We start from the raw sequence: 18729 nt of genomic DNA, 5'->3' as shown, positions 1-18729 counted from the left end.
GACGTCAACGTCCCAGCCTAGCGGTCGGCGACCGTCCACCCTGCGCGCGCACTGACCGGCACAACGCGGGTCACCAGTCGATGTCGCGGGTCGTGCCCAGAAGGCACCGGCCATCGGCCAGCCCCGGCATCACGGTGGTCACCGGGTCACCGGTCTCGGGACCGACCTGACCCATCAGGCACTGTCCGTCCTTCCACCGGACCGAGAACTGGATCGTCTCGGCGGGGTTGCCCACCGTGGTCAGGTCCTCGGTGACCTGCATCGCCTTCTTGCGGAAGCCCGCCTTCACCAGGGCGTCGATGTACGCCCGACCGTGGACCCGGTCCGCGCCCGCCCACACGGCGTGCGTGACCTCGCGGAACAGCGCCAGGTTCTGCTGCGCCGTGCCGTCCGGCACGAGCGCGGGAGCCGTGCGGCCAGGCGTCGGGCTCGGGGGGGCTGAGGAGTTCGCAGGCGTCGGGGACGCGGACGCCGGCGAGGCAGATGTCGTCGGCCCGGCGAGGCCCTCTCCGGAGCATCCGGCCAGCAGTGCAGCCGTGACCCCGATCGCGCACACGACCGCGGCGGCGCGGGCGCGGACGGGACGGACAGGACGCGGGCGCACAGGCCGAGTCTAGGCGGTGGGCGCACACGCTCCCGGTGCACGAGCGCCGCCCGGCCCGGTGCGCGTGCACCACGAGGTCCGGGCGGCGCCGTGCCGCCGTCAGAACGGCGCATCGGCGAGCTCGCGCTCCGTCCCGGTCGGCGTGGCGGGCAGCGGAGGCGGTGATGGCACGTCGGCACCCGGCGCCCCCCAGTCGGGGGACGATGCCCCGGGGGTCGGTCCCCCGGTGGCGGAGGCGTCCAGGGCCGCCGCGCGGCCCTCGCCCGGCTGAGCGGTCGCCCACTCGGTCTGCCCCTCCGTCGTCGGCCCGGCCGCGGCATCCGCCCCGGGAACGTTCCACTGGTCGGCTGCTCCCGCCCTCGTGTACCGGGTGGTGCCCCACAGCAGGTCGTGGCCGATGGCCTCGGCGTCGATCTCGACGCTCATCCCCTTGCCCTTCTCGTTCTCCCACCGGCGCACCTTGAGTCTGCCGGTGACGATGACCCGCTCACCGCGGTGCAGGGACGCGAAAGCGTGCGCGCCGAGTCCGCGGAAGGCGGACACCTGATACCAGTTCGGCTCGGTCTCCACCCAGTTCCCGCTGTCCTTGTCCCGATGTCGCTGACTGCTCGCCACCCGGAAGCTGGTCACCGTCGTCCCGTTGCCGATCAAGCGCTGCTCGGGGTCGGCGGCGAGGTTGCCGGTGATCGTGATCGTGTCGCTCATCTCGTTCTCCTTTCCGACACTGCCGGGCAGCGGTCGGGCTGCTCCGGTGCCCCGTGCCCGATCGGGCACCGGAGCAGTCACCACTCTGCCCGCGTGCCGCCGGGCGCCGCAGGCCGATCCGGCGAACTGGGGATGAATGGGCCGAATCGGCGCACGAGGCCGAATTGGGGAGGAGTCGGCGGCCGCCGGCTGCTTCGCCCGGCCCGGAAGCCGACGCGCGGGACGGGATGTCGGAGGCCGCACATATCTTCGGAACCAGGAGGACCTCATGACCGCGATGCTCACATCCCGCACCACGACGACTCCGCCCGTCCGGCGGACCACCGGGCTGCGACTCAGCCCGATCGGAGCAGGCCGATGGCGGGTGCTGGATGCCGCCGGACTGATCGTCGGACACATCGACACCCGCGACGACCCGCGCGGCATCCGCTATCGCGCCCGCCGGTACCATCCGGGGGCGCGATCATTCATCGACCTCGGCGAATTCTGGTCGGCCGACGACGCCCTGGACTGCCTGCGCTTCACCCGCTGACGGCAGCGCCCGCGTCAGTGCCTGCTCGAACCGGGGCCAGTCGCTGCCGGCCGGCATCGCCGAGTACAGGGCCGACTTCGCGACCTCCATCGTCGGGTAGACCCCGAGAGAGGCGTCCGCACCCGCCATCGTGACGACGTACCCGTCGTCGGACTCGCGGATGCCTGCCGGTCACCCCCGTCGCACCGTATGCCACCCACACGGCGTGCTTCGCCTCTGTCTGCGCCATGATCGAGCTCCTTCCGCTGCATTCCCGACCGTACGCCGCCCCGTCCGGACACGCCAGACCCGTTTCCCGGGGCGGCGCGATCCAGGTAGCCTGGTCTCACCCATCCCTCCGTAGCTCAGGGGACAGAGCGAGCGGTTTCTACCCGCAAGGTCGGGGGTTCGAATCCTCCCGGAGGGGCTTTTGCTCATCCGGCGTCCGCGCCGCACGCGCGGGCCTGTCCCACGCCGTCATTAGGATGATCACATGGTGGGATCATCCGAGAACGACCGGCTCGTGTGGATCGACTGCGAGATGACGGGCCTCGACCTCGCGGTCGACGAACTCGTCGAGATCGCCGTCATCGTGACCGACTTCGAGCTCAACGCCCTGGATCCGGGCCTGCAGATCGTCATCAGACCGGGCGCTCCGGCCCTGGCGCATATGAACGAGTTCGTCACGAAGATGCACACCACCTCGGGTCTGATCGAGGAGATGCCCCAGGGTGTGGGCCTGGCCGACGCGCAGGCGCAGACGCTCGCATACATCCGGCGCTTCGTGCCGGTGGCCGGCAAGGCCCCGCTGGCGGGGAACACGATCGGCACGGATCGGATGTTCCTGGCGAAGTACATGCCGGACGTCGACCACTGGTTGCACTACCGCAACGTCGACGTGTCCAGCATCAAGGAGCTCGCCCGGCGCTGGTACCCCCGCGCGTACATGCACGCGCCGGCCAAAGACGGCGGGCACCGGGCGCTCGCTGACATCCGGGAATCGATCCGCGAACTCGCCTATTACCGCCAGGCGGTGTTCGTCTCGGCCCCCGGCCCGACCAGTGATGACGCCAAAGCCGTGGCCGCCGCCACCGTGTCGTCGTTCGCTGCGAAGGTGTGAGAGAATCGTCTGGTTGCCCCGTCTCGACGGGGCCACGGTGGGTATAGCTCAGTTGGTAGAGCGCGGCCTTGTGGTGGCCGATGTCGCGGGTTCGAGCCCCGTTACTCACCCCACGGGACCGGCACCGGCAGGCGGGTCCGACTCGGTCCCCGTTGCGACGTGCAGGAGCTGAGCGCCCGATGCTGCAGATGGATGCCGACGTGTTCGAGGCGCTCGTGATCGACGAGCTCGACCGGCTGCCCGACGACATGGTCGACGGCCTGGAGAACGTCGTGTTCGTGGTGGAGGACCGCCCCGAGGACGGCAGCCTCGACCTGTTCGGGCTGTACGAGGGCTGGGCGCTCACCGAGCGCGATCGGTACGGCGTGGGCGAGCTTCCCGACCGGATCATCGTCTACCGCGCGCCGCATCTGCACGCCTGCGCGGACGAGGACGAGCTTCGTGACGAGGTGCACACGACGCTGGTGCACGAGATCGCGCACTTCTACGGCATCGACGACGCCCGGTTGCACGAGCTGGGGTGGGCATGAGCGCTCTGGCCTCCCCCGACATCGACGAGGACATCGACCTCATGCGCACGGTCGATCCGGATCGACCGTGGCAGACGGTCGTCTGGAACGACCCGGTGAATCTGATGACCTACGTCGTCCGCGTGCTGCGGGAGTACTTCGGCTACTCCCGCGAGGTCGCCACCCGACTCATGCTCGCCGTGCACAACGAGGGCCACGCCGTCGTGTCCGAAGGGCCGCGTGAGCAGATGGAGCTGCACGCCCAGGCGATGCACGACTACGGCTTGTGGGCCACGATCCGGAAGGCCCCCGAATGACCCCGCGCGCCGTCGTCCTGGAGATCACGCGCCTGGAGGCCGTGCATCTCGCCGACCTGGTCGAGCAGTTCCGCGCGCTGCGCATGACGGGCCGACCGACGGCGCCGCGACGGACCCGGCCCTGGCGCGTCTGGTCCCCGATGCCTATGCGGATGATCCGGATGCCTCGCGTCAGTTCCGCGCGCTCACCTCCGACGACCTGCTCAGCCGGCGGGATCAGGATGCGCAGCAAGTGCTGTCCGACCTGGGCGCTCCGCTGCCGGCGCCGGAGTCGGAGGAGGCGGCGCTGCGCACGGATTCGGTGACGCTGGGGCCGGACCAGCTGGAGGCGTGGCTGCGGACCCTCACAGCGCTCCGCCTGGTGCTGGCATCCCGCCTCGGCATCCGCACCGAAGCCGACCACGACGAGGAGGATCCCCGATTCGGGATCTACGAGTGGCTCGGCTACCGGTTGGAGGGCTGCTGCGCGCTGCGGATCCGGACGCCTGACGCCCGTTCACGGCAGCACGACCGTGTGCGTGGCGTGATCCATCGGGCGATCGCGAGCGAGGTGTCGCTGCTCCTGCGCCGCCCACCGCTCCCAGTGCGGACGGTAGAGGTCCCCGTCCCGTCTCAGTGCACGGTCCTTGCGCGACCGGTCGGGGGCCTCCAGCCAGACACGCACCTCACTCAACGGCGCCGTCGCCGCGGTGAGCATCCCCGATCCCTCGACGATCAGCGGGAGCGCGGGGTCGACGATGTGCTCCTCGGCCGGGACCCCGGCTTCCCAGTCCCACCGACGCCACACACCGAGCTGTCCGCGACGGTGCGGCAGGAGGATGTCGTCCCGTGCCCGGTCGACGCCGCCCTCCAGCCCGTCCCAGCCGGGATACAGCCAATCCAGCGCGACCAGCTGGGCGTGCGCCGACGTCGGCCACTGCGCGACGAGCAGCCGCGCGAGGCTGGACTTTCCCGCACCGCTGCGCCCGTCGATCAGCACCACCGGCGCGGAGGCATCGGAAACGGAGATGCCGCGCAGGATGTCGGACGCGGCCGTCTGCAAGCGCTGCCGCGAGGATGTCGCTATCGCTTGAGGGCGCGGATGACACGGCTGAGCGCACGGCCGCAGACCCAGACGAACGGGATCGCGACCGCCAGGAAGGACACGACGTTCGGCTCGAAGCGCAAGCTCGTCGCCGCGGCGCACATACGCGCCGATCGGGATCGCGTATCCCCCGCCTCCTCCGCCGCCGTTGCCGGACTCATCCGAGCCGCCGCCGTACCCGGACCAGCTGATCGCGACCGGGATGACGCGGATGCCGTCGACATCCTGCTGCTCACCGTAGGCGCTGCTCACGCCGAAGGATGCGGCGTTCTTGCCGAGTTCGAGTGCGATGTTGGGCATATCTCCACGCTAGCCGCCCGAGCGCCCGCAGGACAGCCCCGCGCCCTATCGGCTCTCGCGGCGGCGCGGCGGATGATGCGTGACGCCGCCGACGTCGCGGGACGGTCCGAGGAACGCCGCGCGGGTCACGGCGCCGGCGCCGAACCGGGACGCCGCGTCGTCGAGCGCCCCCTCGACCTGGCGCCATTCCTCGTCGTCGTCCCACAGCGCGAGCCCGCCGCTGCCGGCCGCGCGCAGCTTCTCGGTCCGCACGCCCACCAGCCGCACCGGCAGGGGCCGGTCCAGCGCATCGAACAGCTCGAGCGCCGCCTCGCCGATCCGCTGACCGACGGCGGTCGGCTCGGGCAGCGTCTGGGCGCGGGTGAGGGTGGTGAAATCCGCGTACCGGATCTTGATCGAGACGGTGCCCGCCTCCCACCCCGCTTGCCGCAGCCGCGCTCCGACGCGATCCGCAAGGCGGCGCAGCTCGGCGCGCAGGACGCGGGAGTCGGCGATGTCGGTGCGGAAGGTCTCTTCGTGGCCGACGCTCTTCTCGATCCGCTCCGGTTCGACCTCACGCGCGTCCTCGCCGCGCGCCAGCCGGGCGATCCGATCCGCGCCGACCGGGCCGAGCACGCGCACGAGCACCGGCGGGGGCGTGTCGAGGATGTCCTGCACCGTGCGGATGGCCCGCGCCTCGAGCGCCTCGGCCGTCTTCGGCCCGATCCCCCAGATCGTGCGGACGCTCAGCGGCGCCAGGAACGCCTCGGTGTCCGGTTCGGCGACGATCAGCAGCCCGTCCGGCTTGCTCATCGTCGACGCGATCTTGGCGACATGCTTCGTGGCGGCGGCACCCACGCTGCAGGTGAGACCGGTCCGCTCGTGCACGCGGGTGCGCAGCATCCCGGCGATGCGCGCGGGTGGGCCCCACAGCCGACGGGCACCGCGGACGTCCAGGAACGCCTCGTCGATGGACAGCGGCTCGACCAGCGGCGTGATCTCGTGGAAGATGTCCATCACCTGACCGGACAGGTCGAGGTACCGCTCGAAGTGCGGCGGCACGACCGTGGCCGTCGGGCACAGTCGGAGCGCCTGTCCCACCGGCATGGCCGAGCGCACCCCGTAGCGGCGCGCCTCGTACGACGCGCTGGAGACGACTCCCCGCCCCTCCATGCCGCCGACGATCAGCGGCTTGCCCCGCAGCGACGGGTCGTCGAGGACCTCCACGGACGCATAGAACGCGTCCATGTCCACGTGCAGGATGCCGGCGCCGGTGTCGTCGGCTCCCTCGGGCGAGACGCGTCTGCCCGATCCGTCCCCGCGTCCCATCCGTCCATTCTCGCCGACGCCTCCGACATCCGCGCCCGCGAACGCACCGGCCCTTCGTCTCGTCGCTGCGCTCCTCGCTCAGGGACCTCGAAGGCGACACCGGCCCTTCGTCTCGTCGCTGCGCTCCTCGCTCAGGGACCTCGGGGCGCATCCCAGGTCCCTGAGCGAGCGCAGCGAGACGAAGGGCCGGAGGCCGCGGACGACCGGGCCTGGGAGGAAGTACCGGCCCTTCGTCTCGTCGCTGCGCTCCTCGCTCAGGGACCTGGCGTGATGCCTACCCGGCGGCGCGCTCCAGGATCAGTTCGCGCACGCGGGCGGCGTCGGCCTGGCCGCGCATCGCCTTCATGACCGCGCCGATGATGGCGCCGGCGGCCTGCACCTTGCCGTCGCGGATCTTCGCCAGCACGTCCGGCTGGGCCGCCAGCGCCTCATCGATCGCGGCGATGAGAGAACCGTCGTCCGAGACGACCGCCAGGCCCCGGGCATCCACGATCTCCTGCGGAGTCCCCTCGCCGGCGACCATGCCCTCCAGCACCTGGCGGGCGAGCTTGTCTGTGAGCGTCCCCGCGTCGACGAGCTTCTGCAGCTCGGCCACCGCGGCCGGCTCCACGAGTTCGCTCGTCTCGCGACCCGTGTCGTTGGCGAGCCGGGCGAGCTCGCCTGTCCACCACTTGCGGGCCGCCGCCGGCGTCGCACCGGCCGCGACGGTCTGCTCGATCTCGACGAGCACCCCGCCGTTGGCGGCATCCTGGAATTCGAGGTCGGTGAAGCCCCACTCGGTCTTCAGCCGACGGCGGCGCACGGCGGGGGGCTCGGGCAGCGCGGCGCGCAGCTGCTCGACGAGCTCACGCGAGGGCACCACGGGCAGCAGGTCGGGTTCCGGGAAGTACCGGTAGTCATCGGCATCCGACTTCGGGCGCCCGGGCGAGGTGACCCCCGTGTCCTCGTGCCAGTGGCGGGTCTCCTGCGTGATCGTCCCGCCCGCGGCCAGGATCGCCGCCTGGCGCTGGATCTCGTACCGCACCGCGCGCTCGACCGACCTCATCGAGTTGACGTTCTTCGTCTCGGTGCGCGTGCCGAGCTTGGTCTGGCCGCGCGGGCGCAAGCGACACGTTGGCGTCGCAGCGCAGGTTGCCGCGCTCCATCCGGGCGTCCGAGATGCCCAGCGACAGCACGATGTCGCGGATCGTCCGGACGTAGGTCGCCCCCAGCTCGGGGGCGCGATGCTCGGCGCCGATGATCGGCTTGGTCACGATCTCGACCAGCGGCACGCCCGCGCGGTTGTAGTCCACGAGGGAGTATGCGGCGCCCTGGATGCGGCCGTCCGAGCCGCCGACGTGCGTCAGCTTTCCGGCATCCTCCTCCATGTGCGCGCGCTCGATCGGGACCTGGACCAGCGTGCCGTCCTCGAGCTCGACCTCGACCTGCCCCTCGAAGGCGATCGGCTCGTCGTACTGCGAGATCTGGTAGTTCTTGCCCATGTCCGGGTAGAAGTAGTTCTTCCGGGCGAAGCGGCACGATTCCGCGATCTCGAGCCCAGGGCCAGGCCCAGGCTGATCGAGAAGCGCACCGCCTGCTCGTTGACCACCGGCATCGAACCGGGCAGGCCCAGGTCCACCGGTGCGAGGTCGGTGTTCGGGTCGCGCCCGAACGTGTTCGGCGCCGGCGAGAACATCTTCGTCTTGGTGTTCAGCTCGACGTGCACCTCGAAGCCGAGCACCGGCTCGAACAGCTCGAGGGCCGCGTCGAAGTCCATCAGCTTGCGCCATCAGCGCACCCCTCCCAGAACGGGGGCGCGATCCAGCAGCGGGCCGCCCCATCTCTCGACGAGCGCGGCCTCCAGGGCCGCACCCACCCGGTACAGCCGGGCGTCTTCGCGCGCGGGCGCCAGGAACTGGATGCCGACCGGCAGCGAGTCGTCGTCGGCCAGGCCGGACGGGATCGAGATCCCCGGCACACCGGCGAGGTTCGCCGGGATCGTGGTCAGATCGTTCAGGTACATCTGCAGTGGATCGTCGATCTTCTCGCCGATCTTGAACGCCGTGGTCGGCGCCGACGGCGTCGCGATCACGTCGACCTCGGCGAACGCCGCATCGAAGTCGCGCTGGATCAGTGTGCGCACCTTCTGCGCCGAGCCGTAGTAGGCGTCATAGTAGCCCGCCGACAGGGCGTAGGTGCCGAGGATGATGCGGCGCTTGACCTCGTCGCCGAAGCCGGCGTCGCGGGTGGCGGCCATGACGTCCTCGACGGTCCCGCCCGGTACCTCGACCCGCATCCCGAACCGCACCGAGTCGAACTTCGCAAGGTTGCTGGATGCCTCGGCCGGCAGGATCAGGTAGTAGGCGGCGACGCCGTACTCGAAGTGCGGGGCGCTGATCTCGACGATCTCGGCGCCATGCGCCTGCAGCACGTCCAGCGATGACCGGAACGATGCCGCGACCCCGGACTGGAAGCCGCTGTCGGGAAGTTCCTTCACGACGCCGACCTTCAGCCCCTTGAGCACTCCGCCGGTCGCGCCTTCGCGCGCGGCGTCGGCGAACGACGGCCAGGCGTCGGTCAGCGACGTGGAATCGTGCGGGTCGTGCCCGCCGATGACATCGTGCAGCAGACCGGCGTCCAGCACGGTGCGCGTGACCGGGCCGACCTGGTCCAGCGACGACGCGAGGGCGATGGCGCCGTACCGGCTCACGCCGCCGTAGGTCGGCTTCATCCCGACGGTGCCGGTGACGTGTGCGGGCTGACGGATCGAGCCGCCGGTGTCCGAGCCGAGCGCGAGCGGCGCCTCGAACGCGGCGACGGCTCCGGCCGAACCGCCGCCGGAGCCGCCGGGGATCCGCTCGAGGTCCCACGGGTTGTGCGTGGGACCGTAGGCGGAGTGCTCGGTGGACGAGCCCATCGCGAACTCGTCCATGTTGGTCTTGCCCAGCGGCACCAGACCGGCGGCACGCGCCCGGGCGACGACGGTGGCGTCGAACGGGGACATGTAGCCCTGCAGGATCTTCGACCCGCTCGTGGAGGGCATGTCGGTCGTGACCAGCACGTCCTTGATCGCCAGCGGGACCCCGGCGAGGGGGCCGAGCTGTTCGCCGGCTGCGCGGCGGCGGTCGATGTCGGCCGCGGCATCCAGCGCCTTCTCGTTCACGTGCAGGAACGCGTGGATGTCGCCGTCGACGGCGGCGATGCGGTCGAGGTGGGCCTGCGTGGCCTCGACCGACGAGATCTCGCCCGCGGCGAGCCGGTCGGCGAGCGCGGCGGCGGTCAGGCGGGTGATGTCGGTCACTGCTCTTCCCCCAGGATCGCCGTCACGCGGAAGCGGCCGTCCGCGGCATCCGGCGCATTCTGCAGCGCCTGCGCGCGGGTGAGCGTGTCGCCGACCTCGTCGGGCCGGAAGACGTTCTGCAGCGCGACGGGGTGGCTCGTGGCCGGCACGTCGGGAGTGGCGACCTGCGACACCTTGGCGATGTTGTCGACGATGACGTCGAGCTGGCCGGTGAGCCGCTCGATCTCCTCGTCGCTCAGCTGGATCCGCGCGAGCACACCGAGGTGGCGCACGAGTTCGGGGGTGATTTCAGACACCCCTCCAGTCTATGGGCGGCGGGATGCCTCCCCCGGCGGGTGCCGTCGCGCTGCCGTTTTCGCCACGCGCTCCCGAAAATCGTATGCGCGAATGCGGATTTCGATAGCGCGAGCCGATCGAGATGGTCGTCGCGCAGCGAATACGGCATGCTGGTCAACGATGCGATGAACGAACGGGCAGCCGGCTGTGACGACAGGTCTGTGAAACCGGTTTGGGTGCCGAGGTCGCGGGTCTGCGCCGCGATCGAGACGAGCGCGGCAGCATCATCGACAGACCAGGCGCGCAGCACGACATCACTCACACCCACCATGATGCCCGAGACCGCCGGCGCGTAGGCTGGTCCGATGACGTCGTACGATCCGCCGCGCCCGTGGACCGCCAGCTATCCGCCCGGCGTCCCGGAGGATCTCGAGCCGGTGAGCGGCTCGCTCGTCGACATCGTCGCGGCATCCGCGCGCGACTACCCGGATGCCCCGGCGCTGCAGTTCTTCGGCCGCGAGACCACGTACCGCGAGCTGGAGGAGCAGATCGACCGCGCCGCGGCCGGTCTGAAGGCACGCGGCGTCGGCGCCGGCGACAGCGTCGCGATAGTGCTGCCGAACTGCCCGCAGCACATCGTGGCGTTCTACGCGATCCTGCGCCTGGGCGCCGTGGCGATCGAGCACAACCCGCTGTACACGCCGCGCGAGCTGCGCAAGCAGTTCGAGGATCACGGCGCGAAGACCGCGATCGTGTGGACGAAGGTCGTCGAAACCGTGCAGGAGTTCCCCGCGGACCTCGCCGTGACGAACCTCATCTCCGTCGACGTGGTCACCGCGATGCCGCTGGCCACCCGCCTCGCGCTGAAGCTGCCGATCGCCAAGGCACGCGAATCGCGCGAGGCCCTGTACAGCCGCGTCTCCGGCACGATCCCATGGAAGCAGATCGTCGCTGCGGATCCCCTGCCGCCGACCCACCCGCAGCCGTCGACGGACGACCTCGCCATCATCCAGTACACCAGCGGCACCACCGGCACGCCGAAGGGCGCATCGCTCACCCACCGCAACCTGCTCGCCAACGCCGCACAGGCCCGCGCGTGGGTGCCGCAGATCGTGCGCGGGAACGGATGCGTCGTCTACGCCGTGCTGCCGATGTTCCACGCCTACGGCCTCACCCTGTGCCTGACGTTCGCGATGTCGATGGGCGCGCGGCTGGTGCTGTTCCCGAAGTTCGACCCCGACATGGTGCTGGATGTCACGAAGAAGCATCCCGCGACGTTCCTGCCGCTGGTCCCGCCGATCGCCGAGCGCCTCCTGAATGCCGCGCACGAGAAGGGCATCTCGCTGAAGGGCACCGAGATCGCGATCTCGGGCGCGATGGCGCTGCCGCATGAACTGGTCGTGCCGTTCGAGAAGGCCTCTGGCGGGTACCTCGTCGAGGGCTACGGTCTTTCCGAATGCTCTCCCGTGCTGATGGCGAACCCCGTCGCCGACACCCGCGTCCCGGGGACGGTCGGCCTGCCGCTGCCGGGCACCGAGTGCCGCGTCGTCGACCCGGGCGAGCCGACAACGGATGTCGCGCCCGGCGCGCCGGGAGAACTGGTCGTCCGCGGCCCGCAGGTGTTCGGCGGCTACTACGGCAAACCCGAAGCGACCGAGGAGGCGTTCGTCGACGGCTGGTACCGCACCGGCGACATCGTCACGATCGACGAGACGGGCTTCGTGCGCATCGTCGACCGGATCAAGGAACTCATCATCACCGGCGGCTTCAACGTCGCCCCCACCGAGGTGGAGAACGCCCTGCGTCAGCATCCCGACGTCGACGACGTCGCCGTCGTGGGCCTGCCCAGCGAGCACTCCGGCGAAGAGGTGGTGGCCGCGGTCGTGCTGGCCCCCGATGTGACCGAGCCAGACGTCGAGGCGATCCGCGACTTCGCCCGCGGCATCCTCACCCCCTACAAGGTGCCGCGACGCGTGTTCGTCGTCGACGAGCTGCCCACATCGCTGATCGGCAAGGTGCTGCGCCGCCAGGTGCGCGAGAAGCTGCTCGACCTGACAGGAGCCGGATCATGACCGATGCCACACCGACGACCGATACCACACCGACGACCGATGCCACACCGACGACGGAGGCCGAGCCCATCGCACCCGGTTTCGAGGAGCTCGGGGTCACAGGCCCGGTGCTCGCCGCCGTCCGCGACCTCGGCTACGAGACGCCCTCGGCGATCCAGGCTGCAACCATCCCGCTGCTGCTGAGCGGCCGGGACGTGCTCGGCACCGCACAGACCGGGACCGGCAAGACCGCGGCATTCGCCCTGCCCGTGCTGGAGCGCCTGGACCTCTCCCAGAAGACCCCTCAGGCGCTCGTGCTCGCACCGACCCGCGAGCTCGCCCTGCAGGTGTGCGAGGCGTTCGAATCGTACGCCGGTCACATGAAGGGCGTGCATGTCCTCCCCGTCTACGGCGGGCAGGCCTATGGCGTGCAGCTGTCGGCGCTGCGCCGCGGGGTGCACATCGTGGTGGGCACGCCGGGACGCATCATGGACCACCAGGCCAAGGGAACTCTCGATCTCACCGAACTGAAGTACCTCGTGCTGGACGAGGCCGACGAGATGCTGAAGATGGGCTTCGCCGAGGATGTCGAGCAGATCCTCGCGCAGACGCCCGAGGACAAGCAGGTCGCCCTGTTCTCAGCCACGATGCCCGCCGCGATCCGCCGGCTGGCGCAGAAGTACCTGCGCGATCCCGAAGAGGTCGCGATCAAGACGAAGACGACCACGAATCAGAACATCACCCAGCGCTACCTCGTGGTCTCGTACGCGCAGAAGGTGGATGCCCTCACCCGCATCCTCGAAGTGGAGAACTTCGACGGGGTCATCGTCTTCGTGCGCACGAAGAACGAGACCGAGACGCTCGCCGAGCGGCTGCGCGCCCGCGGCTATTCCGCGACGGCGATCAGCGGAGACGTGCCGCAGGCGCAGCGGGAGAGGTCGGTGAACCAGCTGAAGGACGGCAAGCTCGACATCCTCGTGGCGACCGACGTCGCCGCCCGCGGGCTGGACGTCGAGCGCATCAGCCACGTGATCAACTTCGACATCCCCACCGACACCGAGTCGTACGTGCACCGCATCGGCCGCACCGGTCGGGCGGGACGCACCGGCGACGCGATCAGCTTCATCACCCCGCGCGAGCGCTACCTTCTCAAGCACATCGAGAAGGCGACGCGCCAGCAGCCGGCGCAGATGACGCTCCCACGACCGAGGACGTCAACACGACCCGCCTGGCCCGCTTCGACGACGCCATCACCGCGGCTCTGGAGGCCACCGGCCGGATCGAGGCGTTCCGCGACATCATCGACCACTACGTGCGACACCATGACGTGCCCGAGTCGGATGTCGCAGCCGCCCTCGCGATCGTCGCTCAGGGCGAGACGCCGCTGCCTGCTGGACCCCGAACACGACCCGCTCACCGCATCCGTCGACGCGGTGAACCGTCCGCCGAAGGAGCGCGGCGCTCGCGCCGAGCGCGAACCGCGCGAGCCGCGACGCGGCCGCGGCGACTACGCCCCCTACCGGATCGAGGTGGGCAGACGGCACCGCGTCGAGCCGCGCCAGATCGTGGGCGCCCTCGCCAACGAAGGCGGCCTGCGCCGCGACGACTTCGGCGCGATCGCGATCAAGCCCGACTTCTCCATCGTCGAGCTGCCGGCGAACCTCGACCCGGCAGTGCTCGAACGACTCCGCGACACCCGGATCTCCGGGCGCCTGATCGAGATCACGCTCGACCGCGGGGCGCCGGGGCGGCGGCGCTCCGCGCCGGGAGACCGCGACGATCGTCCGCCGCGTCGCGATCGCGGGGACCGGCCGCCGCGCAAACCGCGCCACAAGGGCTGAACGGCGCTGCGCGCGTGGACGTCTGGCGATCCTCGCCGGCTCACGCGCGGAACTCCCCCGGACGAGGCTGCACCCAGGCGGGACGGGCGTATCCGACTTCCCCGGGGAACCGCCCGTCCTGATCGTCGAGGGTCAGCTGGTACACCGGCACCGACGCTTCGCTCGGCCGCTGGTAGAACCGATTCGCCGCGAACACGATCTCCCCCGGGTTCGGCACCGGCTCGACCAGTGCCCGGTGACCCCAGCCGTCGAACGTCACGACCTCGCCCGCCACGAGGTCGGCTCCGGCACGCACACGCGCGGCGATGTCATTCAGGATGTGGCACGCCGTCGCCTGGCCGACGCCGAACACGAGCAGCTCGGGATGCCCCAGCCCGAACAGCCCGACGCTGTAGGCGAAGGACGGCGACTCCTCGTCGGGATCGCCGATGACGTACTCGTTGTACGTACCGTACTTGCGGATGATCTGAGCCGTGCGCTGGTCTTCCTGGTCGAGCCACGCCTGCGTCGCGGGATCCATCTCGAATGTCATATCCATTCCCTTCTCGAAGTGGTGGCCACTGTAGAACGTGGTTGCGACATCGACCCATGCATCTCGGAGATGCCCGCGCGGATTCTCGGTGACTGCCGACTTTGAATCGCCTCCCGAGCATGAGACGGTTCTCACCTGATGCGGTTGCAGTGTAGAAGCTCTGTGCTACGCTGGATGAAGTAGCAAGCCTCGACACGCACCAGTTTCCGGCCAAGATCATCACGCTTCAGACGTCGAGGGCACGTCCTCTTGTCGTCGACGTCCGTCTGGAGCTTTCTCGTGTCAGCTGTACCGCAGTCGCCGGGTTCGATGCCCGATCCTGTTTCAGGGTCTGAGTCCGCGTCGGCGCCGGGTGCGGTCCCCGCATCTCCGTCGCACTCCATGGCGATTCCAGAAGAGTCGACGCCCGCCGTCCGGCCGGCGCGGCGAGAGGTGGACCCGGCAGCAGAGGCAGATCGTGCCGCCCGCGACCGGGAGGTGTTCGAAGATGGCCGACTGCCGTCGCCGCGGGGCGTCTGGGGCACCCTTGATGCGATCGTCACCGATCTGGTCGACACCCGCAGGCAGATCGCGATCCTCCAGGCGCGCGAGGCCGGGTTGCTCTCTGATGCGGTGGATGTGGTCATCGAGCGCGAACGCGATCGGTTCCGCCGCGATCTGCCGGTCTCGCACAAGCTCCCGTTGCGGGAGATCTCGGCGGAACTGGGCGCGGCGACGCGTCTGTCGGACCGGTCGGTGCAGACCCGCATGGGAACGGCAGCGCTGCTGGTGGGCAAGTTCCCCGCCACCTATGCCGCGCTGGGTCGTGGCGAGATCGATTGCGCCCACGCATCCACGATCGTCGATGAGGGGGCGTTCATCACCGACCCCGGCAGGCGCGCCGAATATGAGGGGCGGGCGTTGGCCGCCGCCGCCGGCGAGACGCCGTACCGTCTCTCGCAGATCGCGAAGATCCTCGCCGCGCGGATCGATCCGGATGCCGCCGCGCAGCATGTCGAGGAAGCCAGGCAGGATCGTTTCGTGCGGTACGTCGATCTCGGCCACGGGCGTGGGCAGGTCCTGTTCGAAGGCCCTGCAGTTCTCGCCCGCGCCGTGTATGACCGCATCACGAGCCAGGCGTACCAGGTCAAGAAGTGCAGGCGTCGCAACGACGAGCAGCGGCCGGACGAGTCGCTCTCCGGCGCAGATGCCACAGACGTCAACGGCCCGGCGGAGGGCTCGCCCGTCGACGGTGAAGAGCCGTTCACGCTGATCACCGGCCCGAGTGGCGGTGCCGACGGTGACGACGCGGAGGACGATGGCGACCCGCGCACCATGGACCAGCTCCGCGCCGATCTGTTCACCGACATCCTGCTCACCGGCACTCCGACCGGGCACGGTGACGGGCTCGAGCGCATCGACGCGAAGGTGCAGATCACCGTCCCGGCGCTCACCCTGCTGGGGCACGGCAGACAGCCTCCGATCCTGGCCGGGCACGGACCCATCGACCTCGCGACCGCCAAACGACTCGCCGCGAACGCGCCGGGTTGGGATCGGGTGCTCACCCACCCCACCAGTGGGGAACCCGTCGCCGTGGACCGGTACCGACCCTCTGCGGAACTGCGCCGCTTCCTCGACGTGCGTGATGAGCATTGCCGGTTCCCCGGCTCGCACCCGCCCACCCTGGCACTGTGACAACGACCACACCCTCGACGCCGCACTGGGCGGTCCCACCAGCGACGACAATCTCGCCGACGAATGCCGGCCGCACCACGTCGTCAAGCACAACACCCTCTGGCGGGTGGAGCAGATCGGACACGGCAAGCTGCGATGGACCAGCCCGACCGGGCGCGAGTACATCGACATCCCGATCGGCACCGTCACCTTCGTCCCCGAACCGCTCCCCAATGACCCACCGCCGTTCTGAACGGCGAGCTTCCCCGGGGACGTTCAGGACATCAGGCGATCGGTCGGTCAGGCATCCAGCGCGTCCGGCCCCTGCTCGACCAGGACCTTGAACTGCGCCGCGTCGATGATCCGCACGCCCAGCTCTTCGGCCTTGCCCAGCTTCGACCCCGCCCCGGGCCCGGCCGCGACGAAGTCGGTCTTCTTCGAGACGGATGACGCGGCCTTTCCGCCGGCGGCGATGATGGCCTCCTGCGCCCCTTCGCGGCTGTAGCCCTCGAGCGAGCCCGTCGCCACCACCGTGATCCCCTCCAGCACCCCGCCGGCGGACGCCGCACCCGGACCGGGATGACCGGGGATCTGCCACCGAACCCCGCCATCCGTCCACCGCCGCACGATCTCGCGGTGCCAGTCGACCTCGAACCAGTCCAGGAGAGCGTCGGCGATGATCCCGCCCACGCCCTCGACGGCCGCGAGCTCGTCGCGCGAGGCTGCGCGGATGGCATCCAGCGACCCGAACCACTGCGCCAGCGCACGCGCGGCCACCGGACCGACGTGCCGGATGTTCAGTGCGACCAGCAGCCGCCACAGCTCCTTCGTCTTCGCCTTCTCGAGCTCGGCGAGCAGGCTTGGTCGCGGCCGCCGACGGCTTGCGGTCGGTCGTCGCCGGCCTTGCGCTCCTGGGCGGTGGGATTGCGGCGGAACGGAGATCGTCGCTTGACGGAGCCGTCCTCGCCCTCCTTCGGCAGTCCGGTCTCGGCGTCGCGCACGATCACCGAGATCGGCACGAGCTCGTCCAGCGACAGGTCGAACAGCCCCGCCTCGGTGTCGAGCGGGGCGACGGCCGGAGGCTCAGCCTGCGTGAGTGCGGCGGCGGTCACCTCGCCGAGCACCTCGATGTCCAGCGCGCCGCGCGAGCCGATGTGCTCGACGCGACCGCGCACCTGCGCGGGGCACGACCGGGCGTTGGGGCACCGCAGATCGATGTCGCCCTCCTTGGCCGGGCGCAGCGGCGAACCGCACTCCGGGCAGAACTCCGGCATGACGAACGCGCGCTCACTGCCGTCGCGCAAGCTCGACGACGGGACCGAGCACCTCGGGGATGACGTCTCCCGCCTTGCGCAGCACGACCGTGTCGCCGATGAGCACACCCTTGGCCTTGACGACGTCCTGGTTGTGCAGCGTGGCCTGGCGCACCACCGACCCTGCCACGTGCGCGGGCGCCATCACGGCGAACGGCGTCGCCCGGCCGGTGCGGCCGACCGACACGACGATGTCGAGCAGCTTCGTCTGCACTTCCTCCGGCGGGTATTTGTAGGCGATGGCCCACCGCGGCGCGCGGCTGGTCTGTCCGAGCTCGGCGTGCAGCGCGAGCTCATCGACCTTCACGACGATCCCGTCGAGCTCGTGCTCGATGTCGTGCCGATGCTCGCCGTAGTGCGCCACGAACTCGATGACCTCGTCGATCGTGCGGCAGACCCTCGTGTGCGGGCTCGTCGGCAGACCCCACTGCGCGAGCAGTTCGTAGACCTCACTCTGGCTGGCGACGGGTGGGTTCTCCCAAGCGCCGATGCCGTGCACATACAGCGAGAGAGACTCGACCCGCAGCATCCCCGCCTCGTGCTCGAGGCCCTCCTTCTTGTCGAGCTGCTGACGCAGTCCGCCGCTGGCGGCGTTGCGCGGATTGGCGAACGCCGGAAAGCGCCGCGCTGCCGCCGCCCTCGCCTTCTCTTCGTCGAACGGCCTCATCGCGCCGCCGCGAGCCGTCCAGCGTGCCAGGGCGTCGTCGTGGGCGCGGTCGCGGAACACCGCCTGGGCGGCGTTCAGCCGCTCGAACGCCGCCACCGGGATGAAGACCTCACCGCGCACCTCCACGATCGGCGGGTGCCCCGTGCCGGACAGTCGCTGCGGGATGTCGGCCAGGCGCAGCGCGTTCTCCGTGACGATCTCGCCGACCCGTCCGTCGCCGCGGGTCGCTGCCGAGGTGAGCACGCCGTCCTCGTAGCGGAGGCTGATCGCGAGGCCGTCGATCTTCAGCTCGGTCAGCCAGGCCACCTCACGACCGGCCGCCGCCTGCGTCTTCACGGCCCAGTCACGCAGCTCCTCGACCGAGAACACGTTGTCCAGGCTCAGCATCCGCTCTGCGTGCTCGATCGTGTCCAGACCCGTCGCCTCTGCGGCCCCCACCATCTGCGTCGGCGAATCCTGGCCCTGCAGTTCCGGGTACAGCCGCTCGAGCTCGGCGAGCCGACGCATCCATCCGTCGTACGTCGCGTCGTCGACGAGTGAGGTGTCGCGCCCGTAGTACGCGTCCTTAGCCTCGAGGATGCGGGTGGTGAGGTCTTCCGCCTCGGTGCGAGCGTCGTCCCGTGAGATGTTCTGCGCCACGGCTCGAGTCTACGAGCGG

General features: G+C 70.2%; 17 protein-coding genes, 2 tRNA genes and 4 pseudogenes. 11 read left to right on the top strand and 12 right to left on the bottom strand.

The window, feature by feature from the left end; all coding sequences use genetic code 11:
* Positions 1–70: 70 nt before the first annotated feature.
* Positions 71–397: a DUF6993 domain-containing protein gene (locus tag L2X98_RS18465; RefSeq protein ID WP_259611838.1), complete on the bottom strand. Its 327-nt coding sequence runs from the start codon at positions 395–397 to the stop codon at positions 71–73.
* A gap of 306 nt (positions 398–703) precedes the next feature.
* Positions 704–1309: a single-stranded DNA-binding protein gene (locus L2X98_RS18460; protein ID WP_259611837.1), complete on the bottom strand. Its 606-nt coding sequence runs from the start codon at positions 1307–1309 to the stop codon at positions 704–706.
* A 268-nt stretch (positions 1310–1577) separates the two neighbouring features.
* On the opposite strand from L2X98_RS18460, the gene L2X98_RS18455 reads away from it, so the two are divergent.
* The 7 genes and pseudogenes from L2X98_RS18455 to L2X98_RS18425 all read left to right on the top strand — a co-directional run.
* Positions 1578–1841: a hypothetical protein gene (locus tag L2X98_RS18455; RefSeq protein ID WP_259611836.1), complete on the top strand. Its 264-nt coding sequence runs from the start codon at positions 1578–1580 to the stop codon at positions 1839–1841.
* A 333-nt stretch (positions 1842–2174) separates the two neighbouring features.
* Positions 2175–2247 (top strand) — tRNA-Arg (locus L2X98_RS18450).
* 66 nt (positions 2248–2313) lie between these two features.
* Positions 2314–2940, top strand: coding sequence for an oligoribonuclease (gene orn / locus L2X98_RS18445; protein ID WP_259611835.1), 627 nt, complete (start codon positions 2314–2316; stop codon positions 2938–2940).
* A 37-nt stretch (positions 2941–2977) separates the two neighbouring features.
* Positions 2978–3053 (top strand) — tRNA-His (locus L2X98_RS18440).
* Between the two features lie 66 nt (positions 3054–3119).
* Positions 3120–3470 (top strand): metallopeptidase family protein, encoded by a 351-nt coding sequence (locus L2X98_RS18435; protein WP_259611834.1) that lies wholly within the window; start codon positions 3120–3122, stop codon positions 3468–3470.
* Entirely contained in the window at positions 3467–3766 is a 300-nt protein-coding gene (gene clpS / locus L2X98_RS18430; RefSeq protein WP_259611833.1) for an ATP-dependent Clp protease adapter ClpS, read from the top strand. The genes L2X98_RS18435 and clpS overlap by 4 nt, the downstream gene beginning before the upstream one ends.
* A pseudogene (locus tag L2X98_RS18425) lies at positions 3690–4166 on the top strand (DUF2017 family protein); the annotation flags it as partial. The gene clpS and the pseudogene L2X98_RS18425, both read left to right, overlap by 77 nt.
* 96 nt (positions 4167–4262) lie before the next feature.
* Here the strand turns inward: L2X98_RS18425 and L2X98_RS18420 are convergent.
* From L2X98_RS18420 to gatC, 6 genes and pseudogenes are all read right to left on the bottom strand, one after another.
* A complete protein-coding gene (locus tag L2X98_RS18420; protein WP_259613387.1) occupies positions 4263–4745 on the bottom strand; it encodes a nucleoside/nucleotide kinase family protein in 483 nt (160 codons plus the stop codon).
* Between the two features lie 83 nt (positions 4746–4828).
* A pseudogene (locus tag L2X98_RS18415) lies at positions 4829–5150 on the bottom strand (hypothetical protein).
* A 45-nt stretch (positions 5151–5195) separates the two neighbouring features.
* Complete coding sequence (dinB, locus tag L2X98_RS18410) at positions 5196–6458, bottom strand: DNA polymerase IV (RefSeq protein ID WP_259611832.1); 1263 nt, start codon at positions 6456–6458, stop codon at positions 5196–5198.
* 274 nt (positions 6459–6732) lie between these two features.
* Positions 6733–8214: pseudogene (gene gatB, locus L2X98_RS18405) on the bottom strand (Asp-tRNA(Asn)/Glu-tRNA(Gln) amidotransferase subunit GatB).
* 12 nt (positions 8215–8226) lie between these two features.
* A complete protein-coding gene (gatA, locus tag L2X98_RS18400; RefSeq protein ID WP_259611831.1) occupies positions 8227–9738 on the bottom strand; it encodes an Asp-tRNA(Asn)/Glu-tRNA(Gln) amidotransferase subunit GatA in 1512 nt (503 codons plus the stop codon).
* Positions 9735–10034 carry an Asp-tRNA(Asn)/Glu-tRNA(Gln) amidotransferase subunit GatC gene (gene gatC / locus L2X98_RS18395; protein WP_259611830.1) on the bottom strand — a complete coding sequence of 100 codons (300 nt, stop codon included), beginning with the start codon at positions 10032–10034 and terminating at the stop codon, positions 9735–9737. Before gatC ends, gatA begins: the two co-directional genes overlap by 4 nt.
* Before the next feature lie 345 nt (positions 10035–10379).
* Between gatC and L2X98_RS18390 the strand changes: the two genes are divergently transcribed.
* Positions 10380–12086: a long-chain-fatty-acid--CoA ligase gene (locus L2X98_RS18390; protein WP_259611829.1), complete on the top strand. Its 1707-nt coding sequence runs from the start codon at positions 10380–10382 to the stop codon at positions 12084–12086.
* Positions 12083–13906: pseudogene (locus L2X98_RS18385) on the top strand (DEAD/DEAH box helicase). Before L2X98_RS18390 ends, L2X98_RS18385 begins: the two are co-directional and overlap by 4 nt.
* Positions 13907–13946: 40 nt before the next feature.
* Here the strand turns inward: L2X98_RS18385 and L2X98_RS18380 are convergent.
* Complete coding sequence (locus tag L2X98_RS18380; RefSeq protein ID WP_259611828.1) at positions 13947–14438, bottom strand: DUF4262 domain-containing protein; 492 nt, start codon at positions 14436–14438, stop codon at positions 13947–13949.
* Positions 14439–14819: 381 nt separating this feature from the next.
* Between L2X98_RS18380 and L2X98_RS18375 the strand changes: the two genes are divergently transcribed.
* Positions 14820–16112 (top strand): 13E12 repeat family protein, encoded by a 1293-nt coding sequence (locus tag L2X98_RS18375; protein ID WP_259611827.1) that lies wholly within the window; start codon positions 14820–14822, stop codon positions 16110–16112.
* Positions 16063–16344 (top strand): hypothetical protein, encoded by a 282-nt coding sequence (locus L2X98_RS18370; protein ID WP_259611826.1) that lies wholly within the window; start codon positions 16063–16065, stop codon positions 16342–16344. Before L2X98_RS18375 ends, L2X98_RS18370 begins: the two co-directional genes overlap by 50 nt.
* Before the next feature lie 47 nt (positions 16345–16391).
* Here L2X98_RS18370 and L2X98_RS22545 read toward each other — a convergent pair whose 3' ends face one another.
* The 3 genes from L2X98_RS22545 to L2X98_RS22535 are packed head-to-tail and all read right to left on the bottom strand — an operon-like array spanning position 16392 to position 18710.
* A complete protein-coding gene (locus L2X98_RS22545) occupies positions 16392–16868 on the bottom strand; it encodes a helix-hairpin-helix domain-containing protein (protein WP_435526225.1) in 477 nt (158 codons plus the stop codon).
* A 20-nt stretch (positions 16869–16888) separates the two neighbouring features.
* A complete protein-coding gene (locus tag L2X98_RS22540; protein ID WP_435526224.1) occupies positions 16889–17395 on the bottom strand; it encodes a hypothetical protein in 507 nt (168 codons plus the stop codon).
* The gene (locus tag L2X98_RS22535; RefSeq protein ID WP_435526223.1) at positions 17379–18710 is read right to left on the bottom strand and encodes a DNA ligase LigA-related protein; all 1332 of its coding nucleotides are present in this window, start codon (positions 18708–18710) and stop codon (positions 17379–17381) included. The genes L2X98_RS22540 and L2X98_RS22535 overlap by 17 nt, the downstream gene beginning before the upstream one ends.
* Positions 18711–18729: the final 19 nt, after the last annotated feature.

Origin of the sequence: Microbacterium elymi (assembly GCF_021582895.2) — a bacterium.
GTDB lineage: Bacteria > Actinomycetota > Actinomycetes > Actinomycetales > Microbacteriaceae > Microbacterium > Microbacterium humicola.
This window is presented reverse-complemented; position numbering and strand designations above follow the sequence as displayed.

Excerpts from the sequence above, each read along its gene's own strand:
- L2X98_RS18460 (WP_259611837.1), bottom strand. The coding sequence starts at position 1,309 with ATGAGCGACACGATCACGATCACCGGCAACCTCGCCGCCGACCCCGAG.
- L2X98_RS18455 (WP_259611836.1), top strand. The coding sequence starts at position 1,578 with ATGACCGCGATGCTCACATCCCGCACCACGACGACTCCGCCCGTCCGG.
- orn (WP_259611835.1), top strand. The coding sequence starts at position 2,314 with ATGGTGGGATCATCCGAGAACGACCGGCTCGTGTGGATCGACTGCGAG.
- L2X98_RS18435 (WP_259611834.1), top strand. The coding sequence starts at position 3,120 with ATGCTGCAGATGGATGCCGACGTGTTCGAGGCGCTCGTGATCGACGAG.
- clpS (WP_259611833.1), top strand. The coding sequence starts at position 3,467 with ATGAGCGCTCTGGCCTCCCCCGACATCGACGAGGACATCGACCTCATG.
- dinB (WP_259611832.1), bottom strand. The coding sequence starts at position 6,458 with ATGGGACGCGGGGACGGATCGGGCAGACGCGTCTCGCCCGAGGGAGCC.
- L2X98_RS18390 (WP_259611829.1), top strand. The coding sequence starts at position 10,380 with ATGACGTCGTACGATCCGCCGCGCCCGTGGACCGCCAGCTATCCGCCC.
- L2X98_RS18380 (WP_259611828.1), bottom strand. The coding sequence starts at position 14,438 with ATGACATTCGAGATGGATCCCGCGACGCAGGCGTGGCTCGACCAGGAA.
- L2X98_RS18375 (WP_259611827.1), top strand. The coding sequence starts at position 14,820 with ATGGCGATTCCAGAAGAGTCGACGCCCGCCGTCCGGCCGGCGCGGCGA.
- L2X98_RS18370 (WP_259611826.1), top strand. The coding sequence starts at position 16,063 with ATGAGCATTGCCGGTTCCCCGGCTCGCACCCGCCCACCCTGGCACTGT.